The sequence below is a fragment of the Saccharopolyspora kobensis genome (genome assembly GCF_900108315.1).
GTDB lineage: Bacteria > Actinomycetota > Actinomycetes > Mycobacteriales > Pseudonocardiaceae > Saccharopolyspora > Saccharopolyspora kobensis.
In genome coordinates, this window is sequence record NZ_FNVB01000002.1 from 1,463,757 (window position 1) to 1,486,601 (window position 22,845).

Below are 22,845 nucleotides of genomic sequence, written 5' to 3' on the forward strand. Positions count from 1 at the left end.
GCTCACTTGCGGTTGCGCGCGTGGGGCTTGCTCCGCTCGGCGCGCAGCGCACGCAGCTCGGGTGGATCAGGGAGCGGTTCCAGCGGTTCGCCGATCGCCCACTCCAGCAGCAGATCCGCCAGCCGCGGATTGCGCGCCAGGACCGGGCCGTGCATGTAGGTGCACACCACGTGGCCGCACACCGCTCCCTCCGCGGAGTCGTGCCCGTTGCCGATCCCTCGCACGACACGGCCCAGCGGACGCGAGTCGGCGCCCACCCTGGTCCGGCCGAGGTGGTTCTCGAACCCGGTCAGCATCCCCACGCCCAGCAGCGTCGACTGCGTCGTGATCTCGCCGATCGCGCGCCCGTCCCCGGGCTCGGTGTCGGCGTCGACGAAGCCGAGTCCCTCGTGCCGCGTGCCGTCGCCGGTGACGAAGCTGGTGCCCAGCACCTGCAACCCGCCGCAGATGCCGAGCACCGGGACGCCCCGGTCCACCGGGCCGCTCAGTCCGCGGCCGCGGCGGAGGAAGCGCACCGCCGCGACCTGCGCGACGTCCTCTCCGCCGCCGATCAGGTACAGGTCGCAGGACTCCGGAACCGCCTCCGACGAGGACAGCACCGTCACCGTCTCGCTGTCGATGTTGCGCCACTTCAGCCGCTGCGCCAGCACGATGGCGTTGCCCCGGTCGCCGTAGGTTCCCAGCAGGTCGGGCAGCACCAGCGCCAGGCGGACCCGGTCGCGCATCACGACCGGCTCCGGGCGACGAGATCGCGGAACGCGGTGTAGTTGGCGATGACGTCGGGAACGCCGTCGCCGGTGCCCGCCAGGGCGTCCTCCACCGTGCCGGCGACGGTGGCCCGGACTCCGGCGTAGTGCAGCCGGACCGCGAGGTCGAGCGCGCGGTCCCCGGCCACCCGCACCGGGCGCCCGCCCAGCAGCTCGAAGTCGACGTCCCAGAGCCAGGAGACGTCGTGGCCGTCGGCTTCCCTGCTGTTGACCACCAGCACCAGCGGCTGCTGCTCGGCGGAGACCAGGTCGAGCATCTCCAGCCAGCTAGCCGGGTTCTTGGCCAGCAGCAACCGCACCGTGCGGCCGGCCAGCCGCACGGTCCCGTAGCGGCCCGCGGCCTGGGTGATCCGCTGGATGCGCTGCACCGCGGCGTTCGGGTCGCAGCCCAGGTGCCCGGCCGCCGCCAGCGCGAAGGTGGCGTTGACCCGGTTGACCTGACCGGGCAGCGCCAGGTCGAGTTCGCGGCGGGTGCCGTCGGCGGCCACCGCGGCATCGGCGGTGACCGTCCAGTCCGCTTCAGGACGGGCCAGCCCGCACTCGCAGCGCCAGTCCCGATCGGCCTCGCCGAGGAACGCTCCGCAGCGCGGGCAGTTCAGCGCGTCGCCCTTCCAGCGGACGCCACCGGAGATCCACGTGACGCCGGGGTGCTCGGCGGCCGCGAACACGATGTTGGGGTCGTCCCGGTTGGCGATCACCCGGGCGCCGGGTGCGCCGGCGAGGGCGCGGCGCAGGCTCTCGGCCACCGTGCGGATCTCGCCGACCCGGTCCAGCTGATCTCGGCTGAGGTTGAGCAGCAGGATCACCGCCGGCTCGAACTGCGCGGTCACCTGCGCCAGGTGCAGCTCGTCGACCTCGAGCGCGGCGAACGGCGCGTTGGGCTGCGTCATCAGCGCGGCGACGTGCCCGTCGAGCATGTTCGCGCCGGTGGCGTTGCTGACCGCCGGAGCTCGCGAGCGCAGCGCCTCGGCGACCATCCGGGTGGTGGTGGTCTTGCCGTTGGTGCCGGTCACCATGACCACGCGTCGGCCCACCGCCAGCCTGCGCAGGACCTGCGGCTGCAGGCTCAGCGCGAGCCGGCCGCCGATCATCGCGCCGCTGCCCAGGCCGAGCCGCCGGGACATCGCGGCGGCCAGCCGGCCGATGTCGATCGCGATGGTGGTCCGCAGGTCGAGCCGGTGCGCGCCGCGAGTCGGCGGTACCGGCGCGGGCACGAGCTGCCAGCGCTGCTGCTCCGCCGGTGCCCGCTGACCGGATGTCGGCTCGACCGCTTCGGTGTCCCGCGTGGTCCTGGCCATGCACCCCTCCCCCCTCGGCACCCGCCGCGAGCGGGCTTCCCAGGTCGGCTCGGGACTGGCGCGTCACCACCACTCGGCCGCACTCGGGCGCGCCGTCCGTCGCTTCTTCGCCAGTGTCGCCCGGGATCGGCGAAACAGCGCGACGATCAGCAGCAGGACACCGGCGGCGATCGCCGCTGGTCCCACCCAGCTGTGCAAGGCGCCGGACAGCTCGACCAGCGCCGCCTGGTGATCGGTGGACATCGTGGTACCCCTCCTTCCCCGCGAGCTCGGGCGCCCGGCCGGGAGGCCGGAGCCGCTCGCCGCACATGATCCGGTCGTCAGCGCGCGATCAGGGGTCCTGACATGCCGGGGAATCGCCCCATCGGGGTCTTCTCGACGCCGTCGTCAGCCGTCCGCGACCGGCGATCATCGCGAGGATCGTTCACGCTCGGCGTGCACCCGCCGCGGGGAGGAGTCGGTATGACGCAGCTGCTGCTGTTGATCGTGCTGGGCGGGATCGCGCTCGGCGGGATCGGCTGGACCGCGTGGGACATCCGCTCCGACCTGCGCAGGCGCAAGCTGTGAACTGCGCTGGAAAGCAAGGAACCCCGCCGGAGAGAGGCAGGCGGGGTTCCTTGTCATCACCTGGTCGCGCGGACCGGGTGGGTCACTTCACGGTCAGCTGCTGACCCGGGAAGATGAGGTTCGCGTCGCTGATCACGTCGTGGTTCTTGTCGAAGATCGACTGCCACTCGACGCCGACCTTCGCACCGATCGTGCTCAGCGTGTCGCCGGCCTGCACGGTGTAGGCGCCCTCGACCGACACGGTCTTCTTGACCTGCGTCTTGGTCTCGGTCTTCGGCTGCGGCTTGGTCTTGGTGGTGGTCTTCGGGGTGACCTTCTTGGTCGAACCGCCGGAGGCCACGTCCTGGTGCTCGGCACCGCCGCCCTTGGTCAGGCCGGCCTTCTTCGAGCACACCGGCCAGGCGCCGGGGCCCTGCCCCTGCAGCACCCGCTCGGCGACCGCGATCTGCTGCGCCTTGGTGGCCTGGGAGGCGTTCGAGGCGTAGCTGGTGCCGCCGTAGGAGGCCCAGGTGGAGGCGCTGAACTGCAGGCCGCCGTAGTAGCCGTTGCCGGTGTTGGTCGACCAGTTGCCACCGCTCTCGCACTGCGCGACGGCGTCCCAGGTGGACGTGGACGCGGCGTTGGCCGGTGCGGCGAGGGCGAACGGGGTGGCGACGACCGCGCCGGCCAGCGCCACGCGGGCGAGGTTGCGACCGGTGGCGGACTTGCGGTGCTTGCCTCGGGAGAAAGCCATGTTTCGTCTCCAGCAACGCCTGCGCTGGCACCGGCGGCGGTTCGCCGGATCCGATCGGGGCCGGTCCGGCGAGTGCTGCCGCCGCGGTGGTCAGGTCCCTGCCCCTGATGCGTGTCGGGGGTCGAGAAGTCCGCCGGGACAGGGTTCGGCGCTGCGGACTTCCGGTCTTGCTGCGTCGGCTTCGGGGGTGCCGACGAGGGGCCACGCTACGTAGCGAGATTCCGCAGACCAAACCATCAGCGAGTGGCCATCGTCATAGAAACGCCGACAAGATCGGCGCGATGTCGCCGTTTTCCCAGTTCGCATCGTGATCGTGCGGCGGGTGGAGACCCCAAAGCCGATCACCCAGGGTGAGACATGAGCCACGACTCACCCGGTCGAGCGAACACAGAGTGCGATCGCCCGCATTCGATCAGTTCTCGACGCAGCCGAAAAGGCCGCGAGCACAAGGACTCGCGGCCTTTTCGCTTCCTCCGGTTCATGCGGCGATGTCCGGATTGATTTCTGTCATAACTGAAGCTATCGGCAGTATTGACCTTGCGGGCGCGCCCCTTGCCAGCGGGCGCGCCCGCCCTCGATCACTCCGTGCGGAGCCCGTCCGGCCGGGCGGCCCGGGTCGCCGCCGGCAGGCTCAGCGCGGTGACCACCAGGACCGATGCGGCTGCGAAGGCGAACAGGCCGAGCATCCCGGGCACGTCGAGGGCGACCGCGCCCTCGCTGAAGATCAGCACCACCGGCACTCCGAGCAGCAGACCGATGACTGCGGCGAGCGCGGTGGCCACCAGCATCGGAACCGCGTTCTGAAGCAGCAGAGACCACGCCATCGTCCGACGCGGCACCCCGACCGCGCCCAGCACGGCCAGCGGCCTGCGTCGCTCCTGGATCTGCTCGGTGGCCGCGACGAAGAGGCTGCACCCGATCAGCGCGAACAACACCAGCGCTCCCGTCAGCAGCACCACCTGGACGGCGGCCATCGCCATGTCCCGGTCCAAATCCGGTACCGCGCCGAGCGAGCCCATCCCGTTGCTGGTCGTTGGGTCGACCAGGTGCGCCGCGGCGATGTTGCGGACGCGCTCGACGACGTCGGGCGACACCGCCGGGGCGAGCTCGACCTCGATGTCGACCTGCCGGGCGACGTCCAGCAGGCCACCCGCCGCAGCGGGCGTGACCAGCAGTTCCAGTCCGCCGTTCGACCCGGGCCCGGCCGGCCGCACCGTGCCGGGGACGGTCCAGGTGACCGGCCGGTCCGGGGTCGGCCTGCTGGTCGCACCGTAGTAGCTGTCGGCCAGGTGCATCGTCTTACCGCCCAGATGACCGACGCGCTGGTCCGGGGTGATGGCGAAGACATCGCCGTCCGCGCAGTCCGGCACCTCGGCCAGCCCGCGGATCTGCGCGCAGTCCACGACGTGCACGGTCCACGAGGCGTACTCGTCGTCGGTGGCCTGGACGGACGAGCCCATCACGCGCGCGCCGAGGACCCCGGGCAGCGCCTGCAGTTCGCGCACCGCTCGCGTCACGTCAGCCGGATCTTCCGGCAGGCCGCCCGTGATCGTCATCCAGTCAACCGCTCTGACGCTCGACCTCGAAACCTCGCCCGCGTCCGAGGCGATCGCGCTCGGCCTCGAAGTGTGGCTCGCATCCGAGGCGATCACGCTCGCGAGGAGCGTCTGCAACGCGATCACGCCGGTCACCACCACCGCGATGGAGCTGACCGAACGGGCAGCGGTTCCGCTGGTCGCCTGGAGCCGCCGCACCGCGAGCTGCCACGCGATGGAATCACCACCGCTCAGCCGGCCCGCGAACCGCTCGACGCACCACGGCAGCACCAGCGGGACACCAGCGAGGACCAGCACGACCGACACCACGAACAGCCGGAGCGCCGGCTGACCGGAGATGCCGTCCACGCCGATGAACGCCAGGCCCGCCAGTCCCGCCACGACCGGCACCACCCGCCAGAGCAGCTTCCGCGGCCGCGCCGTGCCCCGCCGCGCGACCTCCAGCGGCTCGGCGACACTGCGGCGCAAGGCGGCGATCGTGACCAGCGCGGCCAGCGCGGGAATCCCGATGGTGACCAGCGACGCCAGCCACCAGACCGGTCGCACGTCGGAGCTGAGGAGCGAGAACTCGCTCATCGAGATGCCGTCGACCGCCGGTTTCGCCAGCTCGAACAGCACCCAGCCCAGCGCGACGCCGAGCACCGCCCCGGCCAGGGACTCCCCCGCCGCCATCCGGCGCACCTGGGTTCCGGTGGCACCGACGAGCCGCATCGCCGCCAGCCGCCGCTGCCGGGCCGCTTCGGCGAGCCGGGCGGTGGCCGCGACGTAGACCACGATCGGCACCAGCAGCACCGCGATGGACAGGAGCAGCACCAGCTGGAGTTCGTCGGGCAGTTCCGCCCTGGCCGCCGCGGTTTCGCCGAAGTGGTCGGAGACGCCGTTCACCTGGTCGCTCCGCGGTGACAACGAGTCAGTGCCCGCGTAGTAGAACAGCTCGCCCATGCCGACCAGGCCGTCCTGTGCGATGACCCCGGTGATCTCGGCGGGCAGCCGGGGCCGCAGCAGCTCGCCTTCCGGGCTCTGCAAGAGCTCCTGGAGAGCTGGCGAGACCACTGCCTCACCTGGCGCGGGATTGCGCGTCAGGCCCGGCGCCACCGGCGCGTCCGGGCGCACGTCCTGCAGTTGCAGCCCTTGGACGAAGTGATCCCCGAACTGCAGCGTCGGCGTGTTCGCGACCAGGACGCCGACGCCGGGAGCGTCCGCCGCGGCGACCGGGTCGCGCATGCTCTCGCGCTCGATCCGCGCGGAGTGGATGGTGGGCACCGACGCGGCGCCGAGCAGCACCGCGACACCGAGCGCGATGCCCAGGGCCATCACCACCAGCCGCCCCCAGGGGCGGTGGCCGGTGAACGCGAGCCGGAAACCGAAGGCCAGGTCCTGCAGCCAGTTCGTCATCAGCGCACCTCGGCGAGCTCGGTGCTGCCGTCGCGGAGCACGACTTCCCGGTCGGCGTAGGCCGCCACCCGCGGTTCGTGGGTGACCAGCAGCACCGCTGCTCCGGTGTCCCGCGCGGCGCGGGTGAGCAGGCCCATCACCTGCTCGCCGCCGACGGAGTCCAGCGCGCCGGTGGGCTCGTCGGCGAAGACCACCGCCGGCTCGGCCACCAGCGCTCGAGCCAGCGCGGCCCGCTGGCTCTGGCCGCCGGAGATGTCGCCGGGCCGGGAGTCCGCGATCCCGGCGATGCCGAGCTCCTCCAGCCAGGAGGCCGCCTTCGCCTCGGCCGCCCGGCGCTTGGCACCGCCCAGGCGCAGCGGCAGGGCCACGTTCTCGCGCACGGTCAGCTCCGGCACCAGCTGGCCGAACTGGAAGACGAAGCCGAACTCGTCGCGGCGCAACGTGCTGCGCTGGTCGTCGGTGAGCTCGGTCAGCTCGGTGCCCCGGAACCGGATCCGGCCCGAATCCGGCAGCCGGATCCCCGCCAGGCAGTGCAGCAGCGTCGACTTCCCGGAGCCGGAGGAACCCATGACCGCCACCACCTCCCCCGCCTCGACCGAGAGCTCGGCACCGCGCAGCGCGGGGGTGGGGCCGAAGGACAGGTGCAGATCCGCACCGGACAGCAGCGGCTCGGTCACGGGGCGACCTCCTTGGTCAGCGGTTCGAGTCGGGACACGGCCAGCTCCAGCCAGCGCAGATCGGCCTCCAGGTGGAACAGCGCGTAGTCGTGCACCAGCTGTTCACCGGGTTCGGCGGCGGTCTTGCGGCGGGTCAGCTCGCGCATCCGGGCGAGGTGCGCGCGGCGCTGGCCGTCGAGCACCGCGGTGGCGTCGCGGCCGGAGCGGACCGCGAGGACGATCTTGGTGTAGAGGGTGTTGTGCAGCTCCGCGACGGGCTTCTCCGGCGTGCTCAACCACTCCTCCAGCCGCTGGCGGCCGGCTTCGGTGATCGAGTAGCGCTTGCGGTCGGGCCCGTCGCCGGACTCCACTCCGTCGACCTCGACCAGGCCGTCGCGCAGCAGCCGGGACAGCGTCGAGTAGACCTGGCCGTAGGCCAGCGACTTGGCGTGCCCGAAGTCGGCGTCGTAAGCCCGTTTGAGGTCGTACCCGTAACCGGGGCCACCCTCCAGCAACCCCAGCATGGTGAGACCGATCGACATGCGAGCGACTATACATCGAGTGTATATACCCGGTGTATAGATCTCCTCGGGAAGCGGAAGGTGCTGGTCAGGACGTGCGCTGGGGCATCACGGTGTAGCGGGGATCGCGCGACGAGGCTCGACCGGCCTCGAAGATCCCGTACCGGGTGGCCGCCGCCGCGGCGTTCAGGCAGAGCCCCGAGGCGATGCGCGCGGTCCGGCTCCGGCCGGCGAACGCGGCCGCGCCCAGCCCGAGACAGGTCAGCGCTTGGGCGGCGCGCAGCACCGAACCGGCTCTGCCCTGCTGGTAGACCTCGCCGACCAGCCCGGCACCGCGGTGCATCCGGCGGGTGGCCGCCAGCTCAAGCACTGAACCGGCGATCGCCATCCGCCGCGCGGGCTCGGCTTCTCCTGGCGCGGCGAGCATGCCGACGGCTCCGGCGCTGGACACCGCGCTCCCGGCGAAGACGAACGGCAGCTCCCGGTACACCTCGTGCCAGCCCGGCACGGCCGTGTCGGCCAGCAGCACCGCGGTGTAGGTCGTCATCGCGGGCGCGACCGCACCGGCGAGCACCCCGGCGGCTCGACCCGCACCGGGCAGCCGACCGGTCAGCTCGCTGGCCACCGCCGCGCCGGACAGCGCCGAGAACGGCGCCAGGATCCAGGACCCGACGCTCAGCGGCGAAGTCGGCTTGAACACCCGCAGCATGTTCAGGAACCGCGTCGGCCGCCCCAGGTCGTGGACCAGCGCTCCGACGCTGGCGGTCGCACCCACCGCAGCGGCCAGCCGACCGGCCGCGGCCAGCCTGCCCCGGCCGGTGAGGTCGGCCAGCACCGCCATCGTCGACGACGCTCCGGCGAGACCCCCGAGATAGAGGTAGAGCGGCACGTCCGGCACCTTCCACACCGGTGGTTTGAGCACCGGGCGGCCGTAGTAGGACTCCGCCGTCACCGCTTCCTCCCCAGGAAGCAACCGGCGATCACCGCAGCCGCGGTCAGCGCCGCGCCCGCCGCGTGCCGCCACATCGACGGCAGGTCGCGCGTGGTCACCACCGGATCCGGCGGCAGCCCGTAGACCTCCGGTTCGTCCAGCAGCAGGAAGAACGCGCCGGTCCCACCGACTCCGTCGTCGGGGTCGTGCCCGTAGAGCCGGGCATCGGTGACGCCCTGCTCGTGCAGCTCCGACACCCGCAGCGCGGCCCGTTCGCGGAGCTCGTCGAGCGGCCCGTACTGGATCGACTCCGTCGGGCAGGCCGTCGCGCAGGCGGGCATCAGCCCGGCGCCCAGCCGGTCCTGGCACATCGTGCACTTGGCCGCGCCGCCGGTGTCCGGCCGGATGTCGATCACCCCGTACGGGCAGGCGGGCACGCAGTAGCCGCAGCCGTTGCACACGTCGTCCTGGACCAGCACCGTGCCGTGCTCGGTGCGGATCAGCGCCCCGGTCGGGCAGACGTCCAGGCACGCGGCGTGCGTGCAGTGCTTGCAGACGTCCGAGGACATCAGCCAGCGCACCTGGTCACCGCCCATCCCGGGCATGCCCAGGTCCACAGCGGACTCCTGCTCGACGAAGGCGACGTGCCGCCAGGTGGTGGCGCCCAGGGCTCCGGTGTTGTCGTAGGACATCCCGGTGAGGTCCATGCCGTCCTCGGGCAGCAGGTTCCACTCCTTGCAGGCGACCTCGCACGCCTTGCAGCCGATGCACACGCTGGTGTCGGTGAAGAACCCGACCCGCTCGGGGTGATCGGGCGGGTAGCCGGCATCGCCCGCCGGGTCGGCCAGCGGTCCGCTCAACCGGTTCCGGGCCACAAAGCTCATCTCCCTCCGCGTTCCGGGTCATCGACGTGCTCCACGCCGGTGTGCTCGGTGATCCCCGCTCGCCTGCGGTAGTCCTCGACCAGGCGGAGCAGCGCCGCGCCGCGAGGCCGCCGCCCGGGGCGGATGTCGCAGGCTCCCGCCTTGGTCTCCATGATGTGCACGTTGGGGTCCAGCGCCACGTTGATCAGCTCGTTCGCGGCGTCGCCCGTGGTCAGCCCGTTCGGGCCCCAGTGCCACGGGATGCCGATCTGGTGCACGTTGCGCTCGCCCAGCCGCAGCGGTCGCAGCCGGGCGGTGACCAGCACCCGGCCCTCGATGGCGCTGCGCGCGGTGATCACGGTCGCCCAGTCCAGGTGCCGCAGCCCGCGCTCGGCCGCCAGTTGCGGGGAGATCTCCAGGAACATCGCCGGGGCGAGTTCGGACAGGTGGGCCAGCCACCGGCTCATGCCGCCGGCGGTGTGGTGCTCGGTGAGCCGGAACGTGGTGAACACGCAGGGGAACACCTCGCTGCCCGGCTCCAGCCCGCTGGGCTGGTAGCGGTTGTCCGGGCGGGCGAACACCTGACGTGCCGGGTTGCGCTGCTGAGCGGGGTGCACGCGGTTGTTCAGCGGCGATTCCTGCGGTTCGTAGTGCGCGGGCAGCGGCCCGTCCACCAGGCCGGACGGGGCGTAGAGCCAGCCGCGGCCGTCGCTCTGCATGATGAACGGCTCGGTGCCCGCGATGCCCTCCGGGCCGGTCGCCTCCGGCGCGGGCACGAAGTCCGGGCGCTTGGTGCGGTCGAAGTCGGGCACGTCGTGGCCGGTCCACTCGCCGCGCTGGTCGTCCCACCAGATGTAGGCCTTGCGATCGCTCCACGGCCGACCGTCCGGGTCCGCCGACGCGCGGTTGTAGAGCAGGCGGCGGTTGGCGGGCCACGCCCAGCCCCACTCCGGGGCCACCCACGACTGCTCCGCCCCCGGCCGCCGGCGGGCGGCCTGGTTGACGTCGTCGGCGAAGACACCGCAGTAGATCCAGCACCCGCAGCTGGTGGAACCGTCCGCGCGCAGCTGGGTGTAGGCCGACAGCGGTGCGCCGTCGGCCCCGGTTCCGTTGATCTCCCGCAGCACCGCCGCCGCGCTCGGCTCGCCGATCGCGCCCTCGGTCGGGTAGTCCCAGGTCAGCTCCCTCAGCGGGCGGTCGCGCTCGACGTCCTGCGCCTTCTCCCGCAGCCGCCGGCCCAGGTGGTAGAAGAACCACAGGTCGCTGCGCTGGTCGCCGGTGGGTTCGACGGCCTTGTGGTGCCACTGCAGCAGCCGCTGGGTGTTGGTGAAGGTGCCGTCCTTCTCGGTGTGCGCGGCCGCGGGCAGGAAGAACACCTCGGTACCGATGTCCTCGGTGCGCAGCTCTCCGCTGTCGATCTCCGGGCCGTCCTGCCAGAAGGTCGCCGTCTCGACCAGGTTGAGGTCGCGCACCACCAGCCAGTCCAGGTTGGCCAGGCCCAGCCGCTGCTGGCGGGCGTTGGCCGAGCCCACGGCCGGGTTCTCGCCGACCACGAAGTAGCCCCGGCAGCGGCCCTCGATCTGGTCGATCACCGTCTGGAAGGTGCTGTGATCCCCGGTCAGCCTCGGCAACCGGTCGAAGCAGAAGTCGTTGTCGGCCGTGGCGTGCTCGCCCCACCACGCCTTGAGCAGGCTGACCAGGTAGGCGCGCATGTTCGCCCAGTAACCGCGGGCCCGCTCGTCCGGCGCGACGTAGGAGTCCACGTCGATGTCGGCCTCGGCGTAGGGCATCGGTAGGTAGCCGGGCAGCAGGTTGAACAGCGTCGGGATGTCGGTGGAGCCCTGGATGCTGGCGTGCCCGCGCAGCGCCAGCACTCCCCCGCCCGGTCGGCCGACGTTGCCCAGCAGCAGCTGCAGGATCGACGCGGCGCGGATGTACTGCACGCCCACGGTGTGCTGCGTCCAGCCGACCGAGTAGACCACCGCCGAGGTGCGGTCCCGGCCGGAGTTGGCCACCAGCTGCTCGGCGACCCACTCGAACTCCGCGCGCGGCACGCCGCAGACCTCCTCCACCAGCTCCGGCGTGTAGCGGGCGTAATGCCGCTTGAGCAGCTGGAACACGCACCTCGGGTGCTGCAGCGACGGATCGCTGCGGGCGCGGCCGTGGTAGACCGGGCCGCCGGAGCCGGTGGTCTCGGGGCCGTGCGAATTGGTCGGGCCTTCTGGCCCGTGCCCGCCGACCGACGGGACCGCGGTGCTGCCCTCGTACTGCCAGCTGTCCGTGTCGTAGCTGCCGGCCTCGGCGTCGAGCCCGGAGAAGATGCCGTCCAGGTCCTCGGTGTCGCGGAAGTCCTCGCCGACGATCATCGCCGCGTTGGTGTAGGCGGCCACGTAGTCGTGGAAGTACGCGCCGCTGGTCAGCACGTGGTTGATCAGCGCGCCGAGGAACGCGATGTCGCTGCCCGCGCGCAGCGGGACGTGCCGGTGCGCCAGCGCCGAGGTGCGGGTGAAGCGCGGGTCGACGTGGATGACCGTGGCGCCGCGCCGCTTGGCCTCCACCACCCACTGGAATCCGACCGGGTGCGCCTCGGCCATGTTGGACCCCTGGATCAGGATGCAGTCGGCGTTGACGAGGTCCTGCTGGAAGGTGGTGGCGCCGCCGCGCCCGAAGGAGGTGCCCAGACCGGGCACCGTGGAGGAGTGTCAAATGCGCGCCTGGTTCTCCACCTGGATCGCGCCGAGGGCGGTGTAGAGCTTCTTCATGAGGTAGTTCTCCTCGTTGTCGAGGGTCGCTCCTCCGAGGCTCGCGATGCCCGTCGTGCGGCGCAGCGGACGCCCGTCGGCGTCGGTCTCCTGCCAGGTGGCGGCCCGGGTGGCCAGCACCCGGTCGGCGATCATGTCCAGCGCGGTGTCGAGGTCGAGGTCCTCCCAGGCGGTGCCGTGCGGGCGGCGGTAGCGGACCTTGGTCTGCCGCAGCGGTGAGGTCACCAGTTCCCGGCTGGCCGAGCCCTTCGGGCACAACCGGCCGCGGCTGATCGGCGAATCGGGATCACCCTCGATCTGGGTGACCGCACCGTCCTGCACGAAGACCCGCTGGCCGCAGCCGACCGCGCAGTACGGGCACACCGAGCGCACCACCGCGTCGGCGTCCTGGGTGCGCGCCCGCTGGGCGTCGGTGCGCTCCGAGCGGGCCGCCAGGCCTCTGCCCAACGGATCCGCTCCCGTCAGCTGCCGGAGCAGCGGCCAGCCGAGCCACTCGGCCATCGGATCCCTCCTCGCGCACGTGCTCCCAGGAGAAACCCGATCGCCCTCGGGTGCAAGCCGGCCACCGGGACACGGCCCCGGTGCCGTCCTCCTCGGCGGCACCGGGACCGCGAGTCAGTAGAGGTGCTCTGCGTACCGCGGGCCGTAGTAGCGCTCCAGCTCGGCCAGCGACTCCTCCGGGCGCTCCATGAGCTTCGCGATCTGCGGGCGGGAGGGCACCGAATCCGGTTGCCAGGTCTCCGGCTTCCACAGCCCGGAGCGCAGGAACGCCTTGGCGCAGTGGTGGAAGATCTCGTCGATCTCGACCACCATCGCCAGCGCCGGCCGGTGTCCCCTGACCACCATGTCGTCGAAGAACGGCGCTTCGCGCACCAGCCGGGCCCGGCCGTTGATGCGCAGGGTGTCCCCGCGCCCGGGCAGGAAGTGGATCAGTCCGACGTGCGGGTTGGACAGGACGTTGCGGAAGCCGTCGGCGCGCCGGTTGCCCGGGCGCTCCGGGATCGCGATCGTGCGGTCGTCGAGCACCAGGGTGAAACCGGCGGGGTCGCCCTTGGGCGAGACGTCGCAGGTGCCGTCGGCGGCCGACGTCGCGATCAGGCAGAACGGCGAGGCGGCCAGCCACTGCCGGTCCACCTCGTGCAGCGCGCCGCGCGCCTTGTCCCGGACCCTGGGCAGCGGTTCGCCCAGCAGGTCCCGCAATTCCGCTTCCGAGGTGATCTCCACCAGCCCGGCGAGTGCCACGAATCCTCCCGAGATCGACAACACCTCCGACCCTACGCCGGGCGGGGCCCGTCATCGCACGGATTCGGCGGTTCGGCTTGCCGGCCGCGCGCTTTCAGCCCGCGGCTTCCTGCTCGAGCTCGGCGAGGGTCTTGCGCAACCACGTGGCGTCCGCGCGGCTGGTGGCCGCGGCGATGGTGAGCATGCCCCTGCGGAACCGGTCGGTCATGTCGGCCGCGCGGAGGGGCCGCCCGTCGTCGTAGAAGTAGCTGGCCGGCTGCTCCATGAAGGCCAGCCTGCGGCGCAGCACGCGCGCCTGGTCCGCCGGGTCGGGCAGCGCGCCCAGGAACGCCAGCAGCACTAGGAACGAGTTGCGGTCGGTGATCTCCACCTCCGCCGGTTCGCGCAACCGGCGGAGGAATTCCTCGCGCCCGCTGTCGGTCAGCGACAGCACCTGCCGCGGCACCGCCGACTTGCCCGGCTCGGCGTGCCGGGACACGTGCCCGGCCTTGCGCAGCCGGTTGATCGCCGGGTAGAGCGCACCGTCGCTGACCGGCCGGACGTGGCCGCTGAGACCGGAGATCCGGGTCCGCAAGTCGTAGGCGTGCAGCGGTTCCTCGTTGAGGAACCCCAAGATCGACAACGTCAGCAAGCGCGGTCTCCCGGTCCTCCGGCGCGGTTGTGCGCCACCACGATAACTCGCTGCCTCGATTCGAGTTACCTCTGTTAGAGTCTCGACGCTTCGAAGATCAGGAGGACCACCGTGCCCGAAACCCAGTACCTCACCACCCCCGCCGGAATGCGGCTCGCGTACGTCGATTCCGGCGGTCCCGGACGCCCCGTCCTCGCGCTGCACGGCGCCTACGGGCGCAGCCGGACGTTCCTCCGGCTAGCCGACGACCTGGCCCCGGACTGGCGGATCATCGCGGTGGACCAGCGCTGCCACGGCAGGTCCGACCGCAGTGACGACGTGAGCCGCGAGGCGTTCGTCGCCGATGCGGCGGCGGTCGTCGAACAGCTGGAACTCGCCCCGGCGGTGGTGCTCGGGCACTCGCTCGGCGGGATCAGCGCCTTCCAGCTCGCGACCCGGCGCCCCGAGCTGGTCGCCGCGGCGATCGTGGTCGACGTCGGGGCCGAGATCGACGTGCCCGACGACCACTGGCTCGACGACTTCCCCGACCGGTTCCCCGACCTGCAGAGCATGCGCGCCGCGCTGGAATCCGTCGTCGAAGCACCGGAGCACTTCCTGGAGAGCGCGGTCGAGGACGACCGCGGCTGGTTCTTCCGGTGGCGCGCGGCCGATGTCCGCGACCTCAAGCGCGAGGTGTGCGGCACGTGGTGGTCCGACTGGGCGGGCAGTTCGCAGCCCGTGCTCCTGCTGCGCGGCGCCGACAGCCCCGTGATCGGCCCGGAGCTGGCCGAGCGGATGGTCCGCGTCCGGGCCAACACCGAGCTGGTGTCGATCGGGGGCGCCGGGCACGACCTCCACCTCACCCACTGCGCGGAATTCGCGGCGGCGGTCGGTGAATTCCTCGCCCGGATCGGCTCAGAGGTCCAGGACCACGTGGTCGGTGCCTCGTGACACGCAGATCGCCATGTGGTCCTCCGCCGCGCGTGCCCGGTGGTCGACGTCGCCGTCGATGACCCGGACGTGGCAGGTGCCGCAGAAGCCCTGTCGGCAGGAGTAGGGCACCTGCGGCAGGACCTCGGTGATGGCCTCCAGCGCCGATCGGTCCGCGGGCACGCGCACCGTGCGCCCGGTCCGGGCGAGCTCGACGGTGAACGGCCTGCCGTCGTTGATCGGCGGTGCCGAGAACCGTTCCCAGTGCAGCGAATCCGCCGCGCTGCCCGGCAGGTCCACCCGGACGCCGGTGATCATCGGGATCGGCCCGCAGCAGTACACCGCGGCACCGGGCGGGGCGTGCTCGAGCAGTTCCGCGCCGGAGGCCGGGACGCCGAACTCGGTGTCCGGCCGGATCCACACCCGCGCCGGGTCCAGCTCGGCCAGCTCGTCGAGGAACGGCATCGACTCCCGCGAGCGCCCGGTGTGGACCAGCCGCCAGTCCGCGCCGCGCGCCGCCGCGGTGCGCACCATCGGCAGGATCGGTGTGATGCCGATGCCGCCGGCGATGAACAGGTACTTCTCCGCCGTGATGAACGGGAAGGCGTTGCGGGGCCCGCGAGCGGTGATCCGGCTGCCCGGCCGCAGCACGTCGTGGACCTCGCGGGAGCCGCCCGCGCCGTCGGCGATCCGCCGCACCGCGATCCGGTAGGAGCGCCGGTCGCCCGGTTCGCCGCACAGCGAGTACTGCCGCGTGCGCCCCGATGGCAGCACGAGATCGAGGTGCGCTCCCGGCTGCCAGGCCGGGAGCAGCCCGTCGCCCACCAGCCGCAGGCTGATCACCTCGTCGGCCTCGGCGCGGACCTCGGCGACCTCCAGCCGGATGTCGCGGTCCACGGGCGCGACCGGCCTCCTGTTGCGGCGGCTGTTGCGCTGCAACCACTCCATGCCGACGGCCATCTTGTCCAGCGCCCACAGGAAGCGGTCCGGTCCGCTGCCGCTGAGCGCCCGCGGCACCGCACGAGCTCCGGCCATCAGTGCTCCGCCGCCTGGGCGGCCGGGGACTTGGCCAGGTAGGCGATCGCCTGGCTGGTCGAGCCGTGCTGCGACGGGTGGTAGGACCGGCGGAAGTAGGCCGGGATCGAGCGCAGCATCTGCCAGTAGCTGGGCGTCAGGCCGATGCGGCCGGTGCGCAGCATGTCCCGCCAGCGCGGCTTGCGGCGGCCGCGCAGCACCGGGTCGGCGGCCATCAGGTACTTCACGCCGCGCACCCACAGCACGGCGAGCACCACCATCGCGATCACCATCGCGTGGCAGCGGCGCAGGTAGCTGCCGTCGACGTGCATGTAGAGGTCGTAGGCCACCGAGCGGTGCTCGACCTCCTCAGCGCCGTGCCAGCGCAGCAGGTCGAGCATGGTCGGATCGGCACCGGCCGCGTCCAGCGCTTTCGCGTCGAGCACCCACTGGCCGAGGAAGGCCGTGTAGTGCTCGATGGCCGCGATCATCGCCAGCCGCTGCACGAGCCACGACTCGGCGCGCCTGCCGCCGTGGGGCCGGTCGCCCAGCACCTTGCGGAACATCCAGCCGACCTGCTCGACGTAGGGCCGGGTGTCCATGCCGTGGGCGTCGAAGTGGTCCAGCACGCCCTGGTGCGACTCGGCGTGCATCGCCTCCTGGCCGACGAAGCCGCGCACGTCCTCCAGCAGCTGGTCGTCCTTGATCAGCGGCAGCGCCTGCTTGAAGACCTCGACGAACCAGCGCTCGCCCTCGGGCAGCACCAGGTGCAGGAAGTTGATCACGTGGGTGGCGAAGGGCTCACCGGGGATCCAGTGCACCGGCAGCTTCGACCAGTCGAACTCCACGTCGCGCGCCTGCAGCACGACGCGGTCCGGCTCACCCGGATCGATGTGGGACATGTCCGGCCTCCTTCAGCGCGGTGTCAGATCGGCCCTGGCCGCTGCGCGCAGCAGGCCCGGGGTGAGGCGGGAGAGCACCAGCCCGGCCTTGGCCTCGGCGGTGACCGGTGCGATCGCGGCGTTGCGGCGGGTGGCGCGCAGGATCTCGGCAGCGGCGCGCTGCGGGGTGAAGTTCCGCCGCTGGTAGAGCCGCTTGGCGGCCTGCCTGCGCCGCGCCTGCTCGGCGTCGTCGACTCCGACGAAGCGGGCGCTGGTGGTGATGCCGGTGTTGACCAGCCCGGGGCACACCGCGACGACGCCGATCCCCTCGGCTGCCAGCTCGATGCGCAGCGACTGGCTCAGCGCCAGCACCGCGGCCTTGGTGGTGCTGTAGGCCGGGAGCAACTGCGAGGGCAGGTACGCCGCGGCCGAGGCGATGTTCACGATCCGGCCGCCCTCGCCCCGGTCGATCATCTGCCGCGCGAACTGGCGGCAACCGTGGATGACGCCCCACAGGTTGATGTCGATGGCCCGCTCCCACTCGGCGTCCGGGGTGTCGAGGAACGCTCCCGCGAGGCCGATCCCGGCGTTGTTGACCACCACGTCCGGCGTGCCCAGCTCCGCGCGAACGTGCTCGGCGAAGCGCTCCACCGCAGCCCCGTCGGCGACGTCCACGCGGTGGGGCGTGGCCCCGGCGCCGGTGCGGGTGATCAGTGCCGCGGTGTTCCGGGCCGCCGCCTCGTCGATGTCGGCGACGACCACGTGCGCGCCGGCGGCGGCGAACTCCACCGCCGTTGCCCGGCCGATCCCGCTGCCCGCTCCGGTGACGACCACCAGCTGGTCCTGGAACTCGCGGCGTCCCGGACGCACCCGGCTGCGCCGCAGACCGCGCGACTCGGCACCGCCCTCGACGTGCTCGACCAGCTCGGCGGCGCACCGCGCGACGAGTTCGGGTCGGCTGCGCGGCAACCAGTGCCCGCCCGGCACGCGGCGGATGCGCAGGTTGGACACCCACTGGGCGATCTCGGTCTGCATCGGCGCGGAGACGAACGGATCGCCGGTCGGCGCGAGCACCTGGACCGGGATGTCGGTGCGCCGCTCCCCCGGATCGCCGAGGCGTCCGCGCATGTTCGCCCGGTACAGCGCCAGCCCGCGCACGCCGTCGGACACCGCGGGCTGCGTCGGGTTGTGGGCGGCGCGCGGGTCGAGGCGCTCCAGGGTGGCGATCAGCCTGCGCATCGCACCGGTCCGCCAGGCCAGCTCCGGCAGCACCGGGAGCTGGAAGAAGCCGATGTAGCCGGAGAAGACCAGCTGGTTGACCAGCTTGCGCAGCGATCGCGGGGTCGGGTTCCGCAGCTGCTCGCGCATCCACCGCCCGGCGTGGTCAAGGCACGGGCCGGAGATCGAGGTGAACGAGGCGAACCGGTGCGCCAGCCGCGGTTCGGTCACCGCGTGCCAGGCCTGGATCGAACCCCAGTCGTGCGCCAGCAGGTGCACCGGCCGGTCCGGGCTGACCAGGTCGGCGACGCGGGCGAGGTCGTCGGCGAGCTGGTCCAGCAGGTAGGCGCCGGTGCGGCGGGGCTTGTCGGACTCACCCGCCCCGCGCACGTCGTAGCTGACCAGCCGGAAGCGCCCGGCGAGCGCGTCGGCCACGCCGTCCCAGATCGCCTGGTCGTCGGGGTAGCCGTGCACCGCCAGCACGGTCGGTGCCGAAGGATCGCCGTGCTCGCGCACGGCCAGCCGCAGTCCGTCACTGGTGTCGAGCCATCTGGCGGCTTCCCGCGTGCGAGCCATGCTCCGGAGCCTACCGAAGTTGTCAACACTCATTGTCACAGTGAATGTTGTTGCAGAACTCCGCGAGCCGCACCGACCGGACGGCCCTACAGTGCGGACCATGTCTGATCCGCGGCAGCGCGTACCCGGCACCGACCGGGTGCTGACCCACCCGGAGGTGGCCGCCGCAGCGGACCGGCTCGGCCACCGGCTGGTCAAGCAGGCCGTGCACACCGCGCAGCAGCGAGCGCGCGACGGCGAGATCACCGTTTCCGCGGTCATCGCGGAAACCCTTGCCGCGCTTCCGGATTCAGCGGCGAGCGGCCGGCCGGTGCTCAACGCGACCGGCGTCCTGCTGCACACCAACCTCGGCCGGGCACCGCTCTCCGAAGCCGCCGTCGACGCCCTCCGCCGCGCCGCCGGTACCACCGATGTCGAGCTCGACCTGAGCACCGGTCGGCGCGGGCCGCGCGGAGCCGCGGCACTGGCCGCGCTGCTCGCCGCCGTGCCGCGGGCGGAAGCCGCGCACGTGGTCAACAACGGTGCCGCAGCGCTCTCGCTGGCCGCCACTGCGTTGGCGCAGGGCCGCGAGATCGTGCTGGCGCGCGGCGAGATGGTCGAGATCGGCGACGGCTTCCGGCTCCCCGAACTGCTCACCGCCACCGGCGCGCGACTGCGGGAGATCGGCACCACCAACCGGGTCCGGCTCGACGACTACCGGGCGGCCGTGGGGCCGGACACCGGGTTCGTCCTCAAGGTCCACCCGTCCAACTTCGTCATCACCGGTTTCACCTCGGCGGTTCCGGTCGCCGCGCTGCGCGGCATCGGCGCTCCGGTGGTGGTCGACATCGGCTCCGGACTGCTGCACCCGCACCCCGTGCTGCCGGCCGAACCCGACGCCACGAGCGCACTAGCCGACGGCGCAGACCTTGTGCTGGCCAGCGGCGACAAGCTGCTCGGCGGGCCGCAGGCCGGGCTGCTGCTGGGCCGGGCGGAGATCGTGCAGCAGCTGCGCCACCACCCGCTCGCCCGGGCGATGCGCGTCGACAAGCTGACCCTCGCAGCGCTTGAAGCGACGCTGCGCGGCCCGCGCGCGCCGATCGAGCAGGCGCTGCGCCGCGATCAGCAGAGCCTGCTGCGGCGAGCCGAGCGGTTGGCCGAGTCCTTGAGCGCAGCCGGTGTTCCCGCGTCCGCGCAGCCGAGCGAAGCGACGGTCGGTGGCGGCGGCGCACCCGGCGTCGCGTTGCCCAGCGCCGCAGTCGTGCTGCCCGCACGATTCGCCGAGCTGCTGCGGCGTGCGGATCCGGCCGTCCTGGCCTGTCTCGCGCACGACCGCTGCCTGCTCGACCTCGCCGCCCTCCCGCCCGAGGACGACGACGGCCTGCGCCGTGCCGTGCTGGGCGCGGCCTGACCAGCGCGGTTTGCGCGGCCCGGCCCGCCGTGGCCTAGTGGTCGTGTCCGGACCGCGGACGAGCCCCTCTCCGCCGACCACAGTTCGGAGGCAGGCACCGGTGCACGTCATCGCCACCGCCGGGCACGTCGACCACGGCAAGTCCACGCTCGTCCGCCGGCTCACCGGGACGGACCCGGACCGGTGGGCGGAGGAACGGCGCCGCGGGCTGACCATCGACCTCGGCTTCGCCTGGACGCGGCTCGCCGACGGCTGCACAGCCGCGTTCGTCGACGTGCCCGGGCACGAGCGGTTCGTGCCGAACATGCTGGCCGGGATCGGACCGGTGCCCGCGGTGCTGTTCGTCGTCGCCGCCGACGAGGGCTGGATGCCGCAGTCGGACGAGCACCTCGACGCGCTGGACGCGCTGGGAGTCCGCCACGGCGTGCTCGCGGTGACCCGCAGCGACCTTGCCGACCCGGCCGCGGCGACCGAGCAGGCCGCGGCCCGGCTCGCCGGGACGACGCTCGCCGGCATTCCCGCCGTGCAGGTCAGCGGCACGACCGGTACCGGTGTCGACGCGCTGCGCGGTGAACTCGACGCTCTGTTCCACCGGCTCCCGCCACCGGACCACGACGCCGACGTGCGGCTGTGGATCGACCGGGTGTTCACCGTCCGCGGCGCGGGCACCGTCGTGACCGGCACGCTCACCGCGGGAACGCTGCGCATCGGGGACCGACTGCGGCTGCATCCGGCCGGGATCAGCTGCACCGTCCGCGGGCTCCAGGCCCTCGGCTCTCCCGAATCGCAGGTCGGGGCTGTGGCGCGGGTCGCGGTGAACCTCCGCGGCGTCGACTGCGCACAAGCCCGGCGCGGCGATGCGCTGCTCGCTCCGGACCGCTGGTTGACCACCGAAGTCTTCGACGTCCGCATCCACCCGGCACCGACGTCCTGGCCCGCGGAACTCGTGCTGCACATCGGCTCGGCCGCCACCACGGTGCGGGTCCGGCCGCTCGGGCCGGTGCACGCGCGGCTGACCTCTCGGCTCCCGCTGCCGCTGCGCATCGGCGACCGGGCGCTGCTGCGCGATCCGGGCGGCCACCGGATCCACGGTGGTCTGCACGTGCTCGATGTGCGGCCGCCCGCGCTGACCAGGCGCGGCGCAGCACGGGCTCGCGCTGCCGAACTGGCGGCGATGAGCACTTCTCCCGACGGGCGCGCCGAGCTGGACAGACGGCGCGTGATCAGGGCCGACGAGCTGCGCGCGATGGGTGCGAGCCCGCCGGGGGCCGGGCGGTGGCTGATCTCCGAGGAGCACCGCGCCGAACTCGCCGCTCGGCTGGTGGAAGTGCTGACCCGGCACGAGCAGGACGATCCGCTGGCGGGCGGGATGCCGGTGGAAGCCGCTCGCCGAGCCCTGGACCTGCCCGACTCCGCGCTGGTCGCGGAAGTCGCCGCAAGGGCGGGAATCGCGCTGCGAGCCGGGCAGCTGCGCCACGAGCACCCGCAGCTGCCCGGCCACGTCCACCGCGCCGTCGCCGCCGTCCGCGAGGCGCTGCTCGACCACCCGTTCCGCGCGCCGACCGCCGCCGAGCTCGCGGCCTTGGGCCTCGGAGACCGGGAGCTGGCGGCGGCCGCACGCGTCGGCGAGCTGCTCCGCGTGGCTCCGGGTCTGGTCCTGCTGCCCGATGCCGAGCAGCAGGCCGTGGAGCGGCTGACCCCGCTGCCCGAACCGTTCACCCTCAGCCAGGCCCGGCAGGCGCTGGACACCTCCCGGCGCGTGGCGGTCCCGCTGCTCGAACTGCTCGCCCACCGGGGCCGGACCCGGCGGCTGCCCGACGGCACGCACCGCGTCGTTCCCCGCTGACCTGCGGCGGAACCGCCGGGACCGGGCCCGCGTTCTGCGATCTTGCCGCCGCGACCGCATCGTGGACGGTGGGGGCGATGGGAGGTTGCCATGCCGCGCAAGATCTGGACCGGGTCGATCAACTTCGGCCTGGTGACCATCCCGGTCGGCCTCTACGCCGCGACCGAGGACCACACCGTGCAGTTCCACCAGTACGAGCGCGGCACCACCGATCGAATCCGGTACAAGCGGGTCAACGAGCGCACCGGCGAGGAGGTCGGCTACAACGACATCGTCAAGGGCCGCGAGTACGAGGGCGGGGTCATCTCCGTCGAGCAGTCCGAGCTGGACGAGATCGCACCCGGGCGCTCCCGCACCATCGACATCACCACGTTCGTCGACCTCGCCGAGATCGATCCGGTGCACTTCCAGAAGACCTACTGGCTGGCGCCGAACAGCAAGGAGCACTTCCGCCCGTACAACCTGCTGCGGCGCGCCATGCAGGACACCGGGCAGGCGGGCATCGCGACGTTCGTGCTCCGCGGCAAGCAGTACCTGACCGCGGTGCGGGCCGACTCCGAGGTGCTGGCGCTGAACACGCTGTACTTCGCCGACGAGATCCGCGATCCCGCCGAGCTGGTCGGCGACCAGCCCGAGCAGTCCGGCCCGTCGGAGAAGGAACTCACCATGGCCACCACCATCATCGAGTCGATGAGCGGCCCGTGGGAGCCCGAGGAGTACGAGGACACCTACACGGCGAAGGTCGAGGAGCTGCTCGCCGAGAAGGCCCACGGCGGCGAGATCAGGGCTGCCGAGGCTCCGCCGCAGCCGACCGACGTCATCGACCTCACCGAGGCGTTGCGCCGCAGCGTCGACGCGGCGCGCAAGGGCCGCGCGCCGAGCGGAGCGGAGGACCTCTCCGAGCTGAGCAAGGCCGATCTCGACAACCGCGCGAAGGAGCTCGGGATCAAGGGCCGGTCCAAGATGAAGCGCGCCGAGCTGGAGTCCGCGGTCGCCGAGGCCACCGCGGAGAAACCGGCCGGTGGCCGCCGCTCCCGCAAGGCGTCCTGAGCACTGCTGCCTGCGCCGACCACGGCTCGCGACGTGCAT

General features: G+C 72.5%; 19 protein-coding genes. 4 read left to right on the forward strand and 15 right to left on the reverse strand.

Annotation, left to right across the window (positions count from 1 at the left end; translation table 11 throughout):
• Positions 1–2: 2 nt before the first annotated feature.
• From C4T78_RS06660 to C4T78_RS06720, 12 genes are all read right to left on the reverse strand, one after another.
• Positions 3–725 (reverse strand): type 1 glutamine amidotransferase, encoded by a 723-nt coding sequence (locus C4T78_RS06660; protein WP_093353848.1) that lies wholly within the window; start codon positions 723–725, stop codon positions 3–5.
• On the reverse strand, positions 725–2,065 hold the full coding sequence (locus C4T78_RS06665) for a Mur ligase family protein (RefSeq protein WP_093353583.1): 1,341 nt from the start codon (positions 2,063–2,065) through the stop codon (positions 725–727). The genes C4T78_RS06660 and C4T78_RS06665 overlap by 1 nt, the downstream gene beginning before the upstream one ends.
• Before the next feature lie 63 nt (positions 2,066–2,128).
• Positions 2,129–2,308 carry a hypothetical protein gene (locus C4T78_RS06670; protein ID WP_093353585.1) on the reverse strand — a complete coding sequence of 60 codons (180 nt, stop codon included), beginning with the start codon at positions 2,306–2,308 and terminating at the stop codon, positions 2,129–2,131.
• Between the two features lie 406 nt (positions 2,309–2,714).
• On the reverse strand, positions 2,715–3,365 hold the full coding sequence (locus C4T78_RS06675; RefSeq protein ID WP_093353588.1) for a LysM peptidoglycan-binding domain-containing protein: 651 nt from the start codon (positions 3,363–3,365) through the stop codon (positions 2,715–2,717).
• 578 nt (positions 3,366–3,943) lie between these two features.
• Positions 3,944–6,316, reverse strand: coding sequence for an FtsX-like permease family protein (locus tag C4T78_RS06680; RefSeq protein ID WP_093353590.1), 2,373 nt, complete (start codon positions 6,314–6,316; stop codon positions 3,944–3,946).
• Positions 6,316–6,993, reverse strand: coding sequence for an ABC transporter ATP-binding protein (locus tag C4T78_RS06685; protein WP_093353593.1), 678 nt, complete (start codon positions 6,991–6,993; stop codon positions 6,316–6,318). The genes C4T78_RS06680 and C4T78_RS06685 overlap by 1 nt, the downstream gene beginning before the upstream one ends.
• Positions 6,990–7,514, reverse strand: a complete 525-nt coding sequence (locus C4T78_RS06690) for a PadR family transcriptional regulator (RefSeq protein WP_093353595.1) — start codon at positions 7,512–7,514, stop codon at positions 6,990–6,992. Before C4T78_RS06690 ends, C4T78_RS06685 begins: the two co-directional genes overlap by 4 nt.
• A 67-nt stretch (positions 7,515–7,581) precedes the next feature.
• Complete coding sequence (gene nrfD, locus C4T78_RS06695; RefSeq protein ID WP_235863579.1) at positions 7,582–8,445, reverse strand: NrfD/PsrC family molybdoenzyme membrane anchor subunit; 864 nt, start codon at positions 8,443–8,445, stop codon at positions 7,582–7,584.
• Positions 8,442–9,308, reverse strand: a complete 867-nt coding sequence (locus C4T78_RS06700) for a 4Fe-4S dicluster domain-containing protein (RefSeq protein WP_093353598.1) — start codon at positions 9,306–9,308, stop codon at positions 8,442–8,444. The genes nrfD and C4T78_RS06700 overlap by 4 nt, the downstream gene beginning before the upstream one ends.
• Positions 9,305–12,550 carry a formate dehydrogenase gene (gene fdh, locus C4T78_RS06705; protein WP_177247630.1) on the reverse strand — a complete coding sequence of 1,082 codons (3,246 nt, stop codon included), beginning with the start codon at positions 12,548–12,550 and terminating at the stop codon, positions 9,305–9,307. The genes C4T78_RS06700 and fdh overlap by 4 nt, the downstream gene beginning before the upstream one ends.
• Positions 12,551–12,664: 114 nt before the next feature.
• The gene (locus C4T78_RS06715) at positions 12,665–13,306 is read right to left on the reverse strand and encodes a pyridoxamine 5'-phosphate oxidase family protein (RefSeq protein ID WP_374703866.1); all 642 of its coding nucleotides are present in this window, start codon (positions 13,304–13,306) and stop codon (positions 12,665–12,667) included.
• A 79-nt stretch (positions 13,307–13,385) separates the two neighbouring features.
• The gene (locus C4T78_RS06720; RefSeq protein WP_093353608.1) at positions 13,386–13,922 is read right to left on the reverse strand and encodes a PadR family transcriptional regulator; all 537 of its coding nucleotides are present in this window, start codon (positions 13,920–13,922) and stop codon (positions 13,386–13,388) included.
• Positions 13,923–14,033: 111 nt separating this feature from the next.
• Here C4T78_RS06720 and C4T78_RS06725 point away from each other — a divergent pair, with 111 nt between their 5' ends.
• Entirely contained in the window at positions 14,034–14,852 is an 819-nt protein-coding gene (locus C4T78_RS06725; RefSeq protein WP_143185881.1) for an alpha/beta fold hydrolase, read from the forward strand.
• Here C4T78_RS06725 and C4T78_RS06730 read toward each other — a convergent pair.
• From C4T78_RS06730 to C4T78_RS06740, 3 genes are read right to left on the reverse strand one after another with little or no spacing between them, the layout of a single operon-like run.
• A complete protein-coding gene (locus tag C4T78_RS06730; RefSeq protein WP_093353610.1) occupies positions 14,817–15,866 on the reverse strand; it encodes a PDR/VanB family oxidoreductase in 1,050 nt (349 codons plus the stop codon). The two genes, C4T78_RS06725 and C4T78_RS06730, sit on opposite strands and share 36 nt — an antisense overlap.
• A complete protein-coding gene (locus tag C4T78_RS06735) occupies positions 15,866–16,747 on the reverse strand; it encodes a metal-dependent hydrolase (protein WP_093353612.1) in 882 nt (293 codons plus the stop codon). The genes C4T78_RS06730 and C4T78_RS06735 overlap by 1 nt, the downstream gene beginning before the upstream one ends.
• A 12-nt stretch (positions 16,748–16,759) precedes the next feature.
• The gene (locus C4T78_RS06740) at positions 16,760–18,520 is read right to left on the reverse strand and encodes an SDR family oxidoreductase (RefSeq protein WP_093353615.1); all 1,761 of its coding nucleotides are present in this window, start codon (positions 18,518–18,520) and stop codon (positions 16,760–16,762) included.
• Between the two features lie 100 nt (positions 18,521–18,620).
• On the opposite strand from C4T78_RS06740, the gene selA reads away from it, so the two are divergent.
• The 3 genes from selA (at position 18,621) to ku (ending at position 22,806) form a co-directional block, all read left to right on the forward strand.
• The gene (gene selA / locus C4T78_RS06745; RefSeq protein ID WP_093353856.1) at positions 18,621–19,910 is read left to right on the forward strand and encodes an L-seryl-tRNA(Sec) selenium transferase; all 1,290 of its coding nucleotides are present in this window, start codon (positions 18,621–18,623) and stop codon (positions 19,908–19,910) included.
• Positions 19,911–20,010: 100 nt separating this feature from the next.
• On the forward strand, positions 20,011–21,756 hold the full coding sequence (selB, locus tag C4T78_RS06750; protein WP_093353617.1) for a selenocysteine-specific translation elongation factor: 1,746 nt from the start codon (positions 20,011–20,013) through the stop codon (positions 21,754–21,756).
• A 90-nt stretch (positions 21,757–21,846) separates the two neighbouring features.
• Positions 21,847–22,806 carry a non-homologous end joining protein Ku gene (gene ku / locus C4T78_RS06755; RefSeq protein WP_093353620.1) on the forward strand — a complete coding sequence of 320 codons (960 nt, stop codon included), beginning with the start codon at positions 21,847–21,849 and terminating at the stop codon, positions 22,804–22,806.
• Positions 22,807–22,845: the final 39 nt, after the last annotated feature.

What these genes read in the sequence shown, in the direction of transcription:
- C4T78_RS06660 (WP_093353848.1), bottom strand. Translation starts at nt 725, where the DNA reads ATGCGCGACCGGGTCCGCCTGGCGCTGGTGCTGCCCGACCTGCTGGGA.
- C4T78_RS06665 (WP_093353583.1), bottom strand. Translation starts at nt 2,065, where the DNA reads ATGGCCAGGACCACGCGGGACACCGAAGCGGTCGAGCCGACATCCGGT.
- C4T78_RS06670 (WP_093353585.1), bottom strand. Translation starts at nt 2,308, where the DNA reads ATGTCCACCGATCACCAGGCGGCGCTGGTCGAGCTGTCCGGCGCCTTG.
- C4T78_RS06675 (WP_093353588.1), bottom strand. Translation starts at nt 3,365, where the DNA reads ATGGCTTTCTCCCGAGGCAAGCACCGCAAGTCCGCCACCGGTCGCAAC.
- C4T78_RS06680 (WP_093353590.1), bottom strand. Translation starts at nt 6,316, where the DNA reads ATGACGAACTGGCTGCAGGACCTGGCCTTCGGTTTCCGGCTCGCGTTC.
- C4T78_RS06690 (WP_093353595.1), bottom strand. Translation starts at nt 7,514, where the DNA reads ATGTCGATCGGTCTCACCATGCTGGGGTTGCTGGAGGGTGGCCCCGGT.
- C4T78_RS06700 (WP_093353598.1), bottom strand. Translation starts at nt 9,308, where the DNA reads ATGAGCTTTGTGGCCCGGAACCGGTTGAGCGGACCGCTGGCCGACCCG.
- C4T78_RS06730 (WP_093353610.1), bottom strand. Translation starts at nt 15,866, where the DNA reads ATGGCCGGAGCTCGTGCGGTGCCGCGGGCGCTCAGCGGCAGCGGACCG.
- C4T78_RS06735 (WP_093353612.1), bottom strand. Translation starts at nt 16,747, where the DNA reads ATGTCCCACATCGATCCGGGTGAGCCGGACCGCGTCGTGCTGCAGGCG.
- C4T78_RS06740 (WP_093353615.1), bottom strand. Translation starts at nt 18,520, where the DNA reads ATGGCTCGCACGCGGGAAGCCGCCAGATGGCTCGACACCAGTGACGGA.
- selA (WP_093353856.1), top strand. Translation starts at nt 18,621, where the DNA reads ATGTCTGATCCGCGGCAGCGCGTACCCGGCACCGACCGGGTGCTGACC.
- ku (WP_093353620.1), top strand. Translation starts at nt 21,847, where the DNA reads ATGCCGCGCAAGATCTGGACCGGGTCGATCAACTTCGGCCTGGTGACC.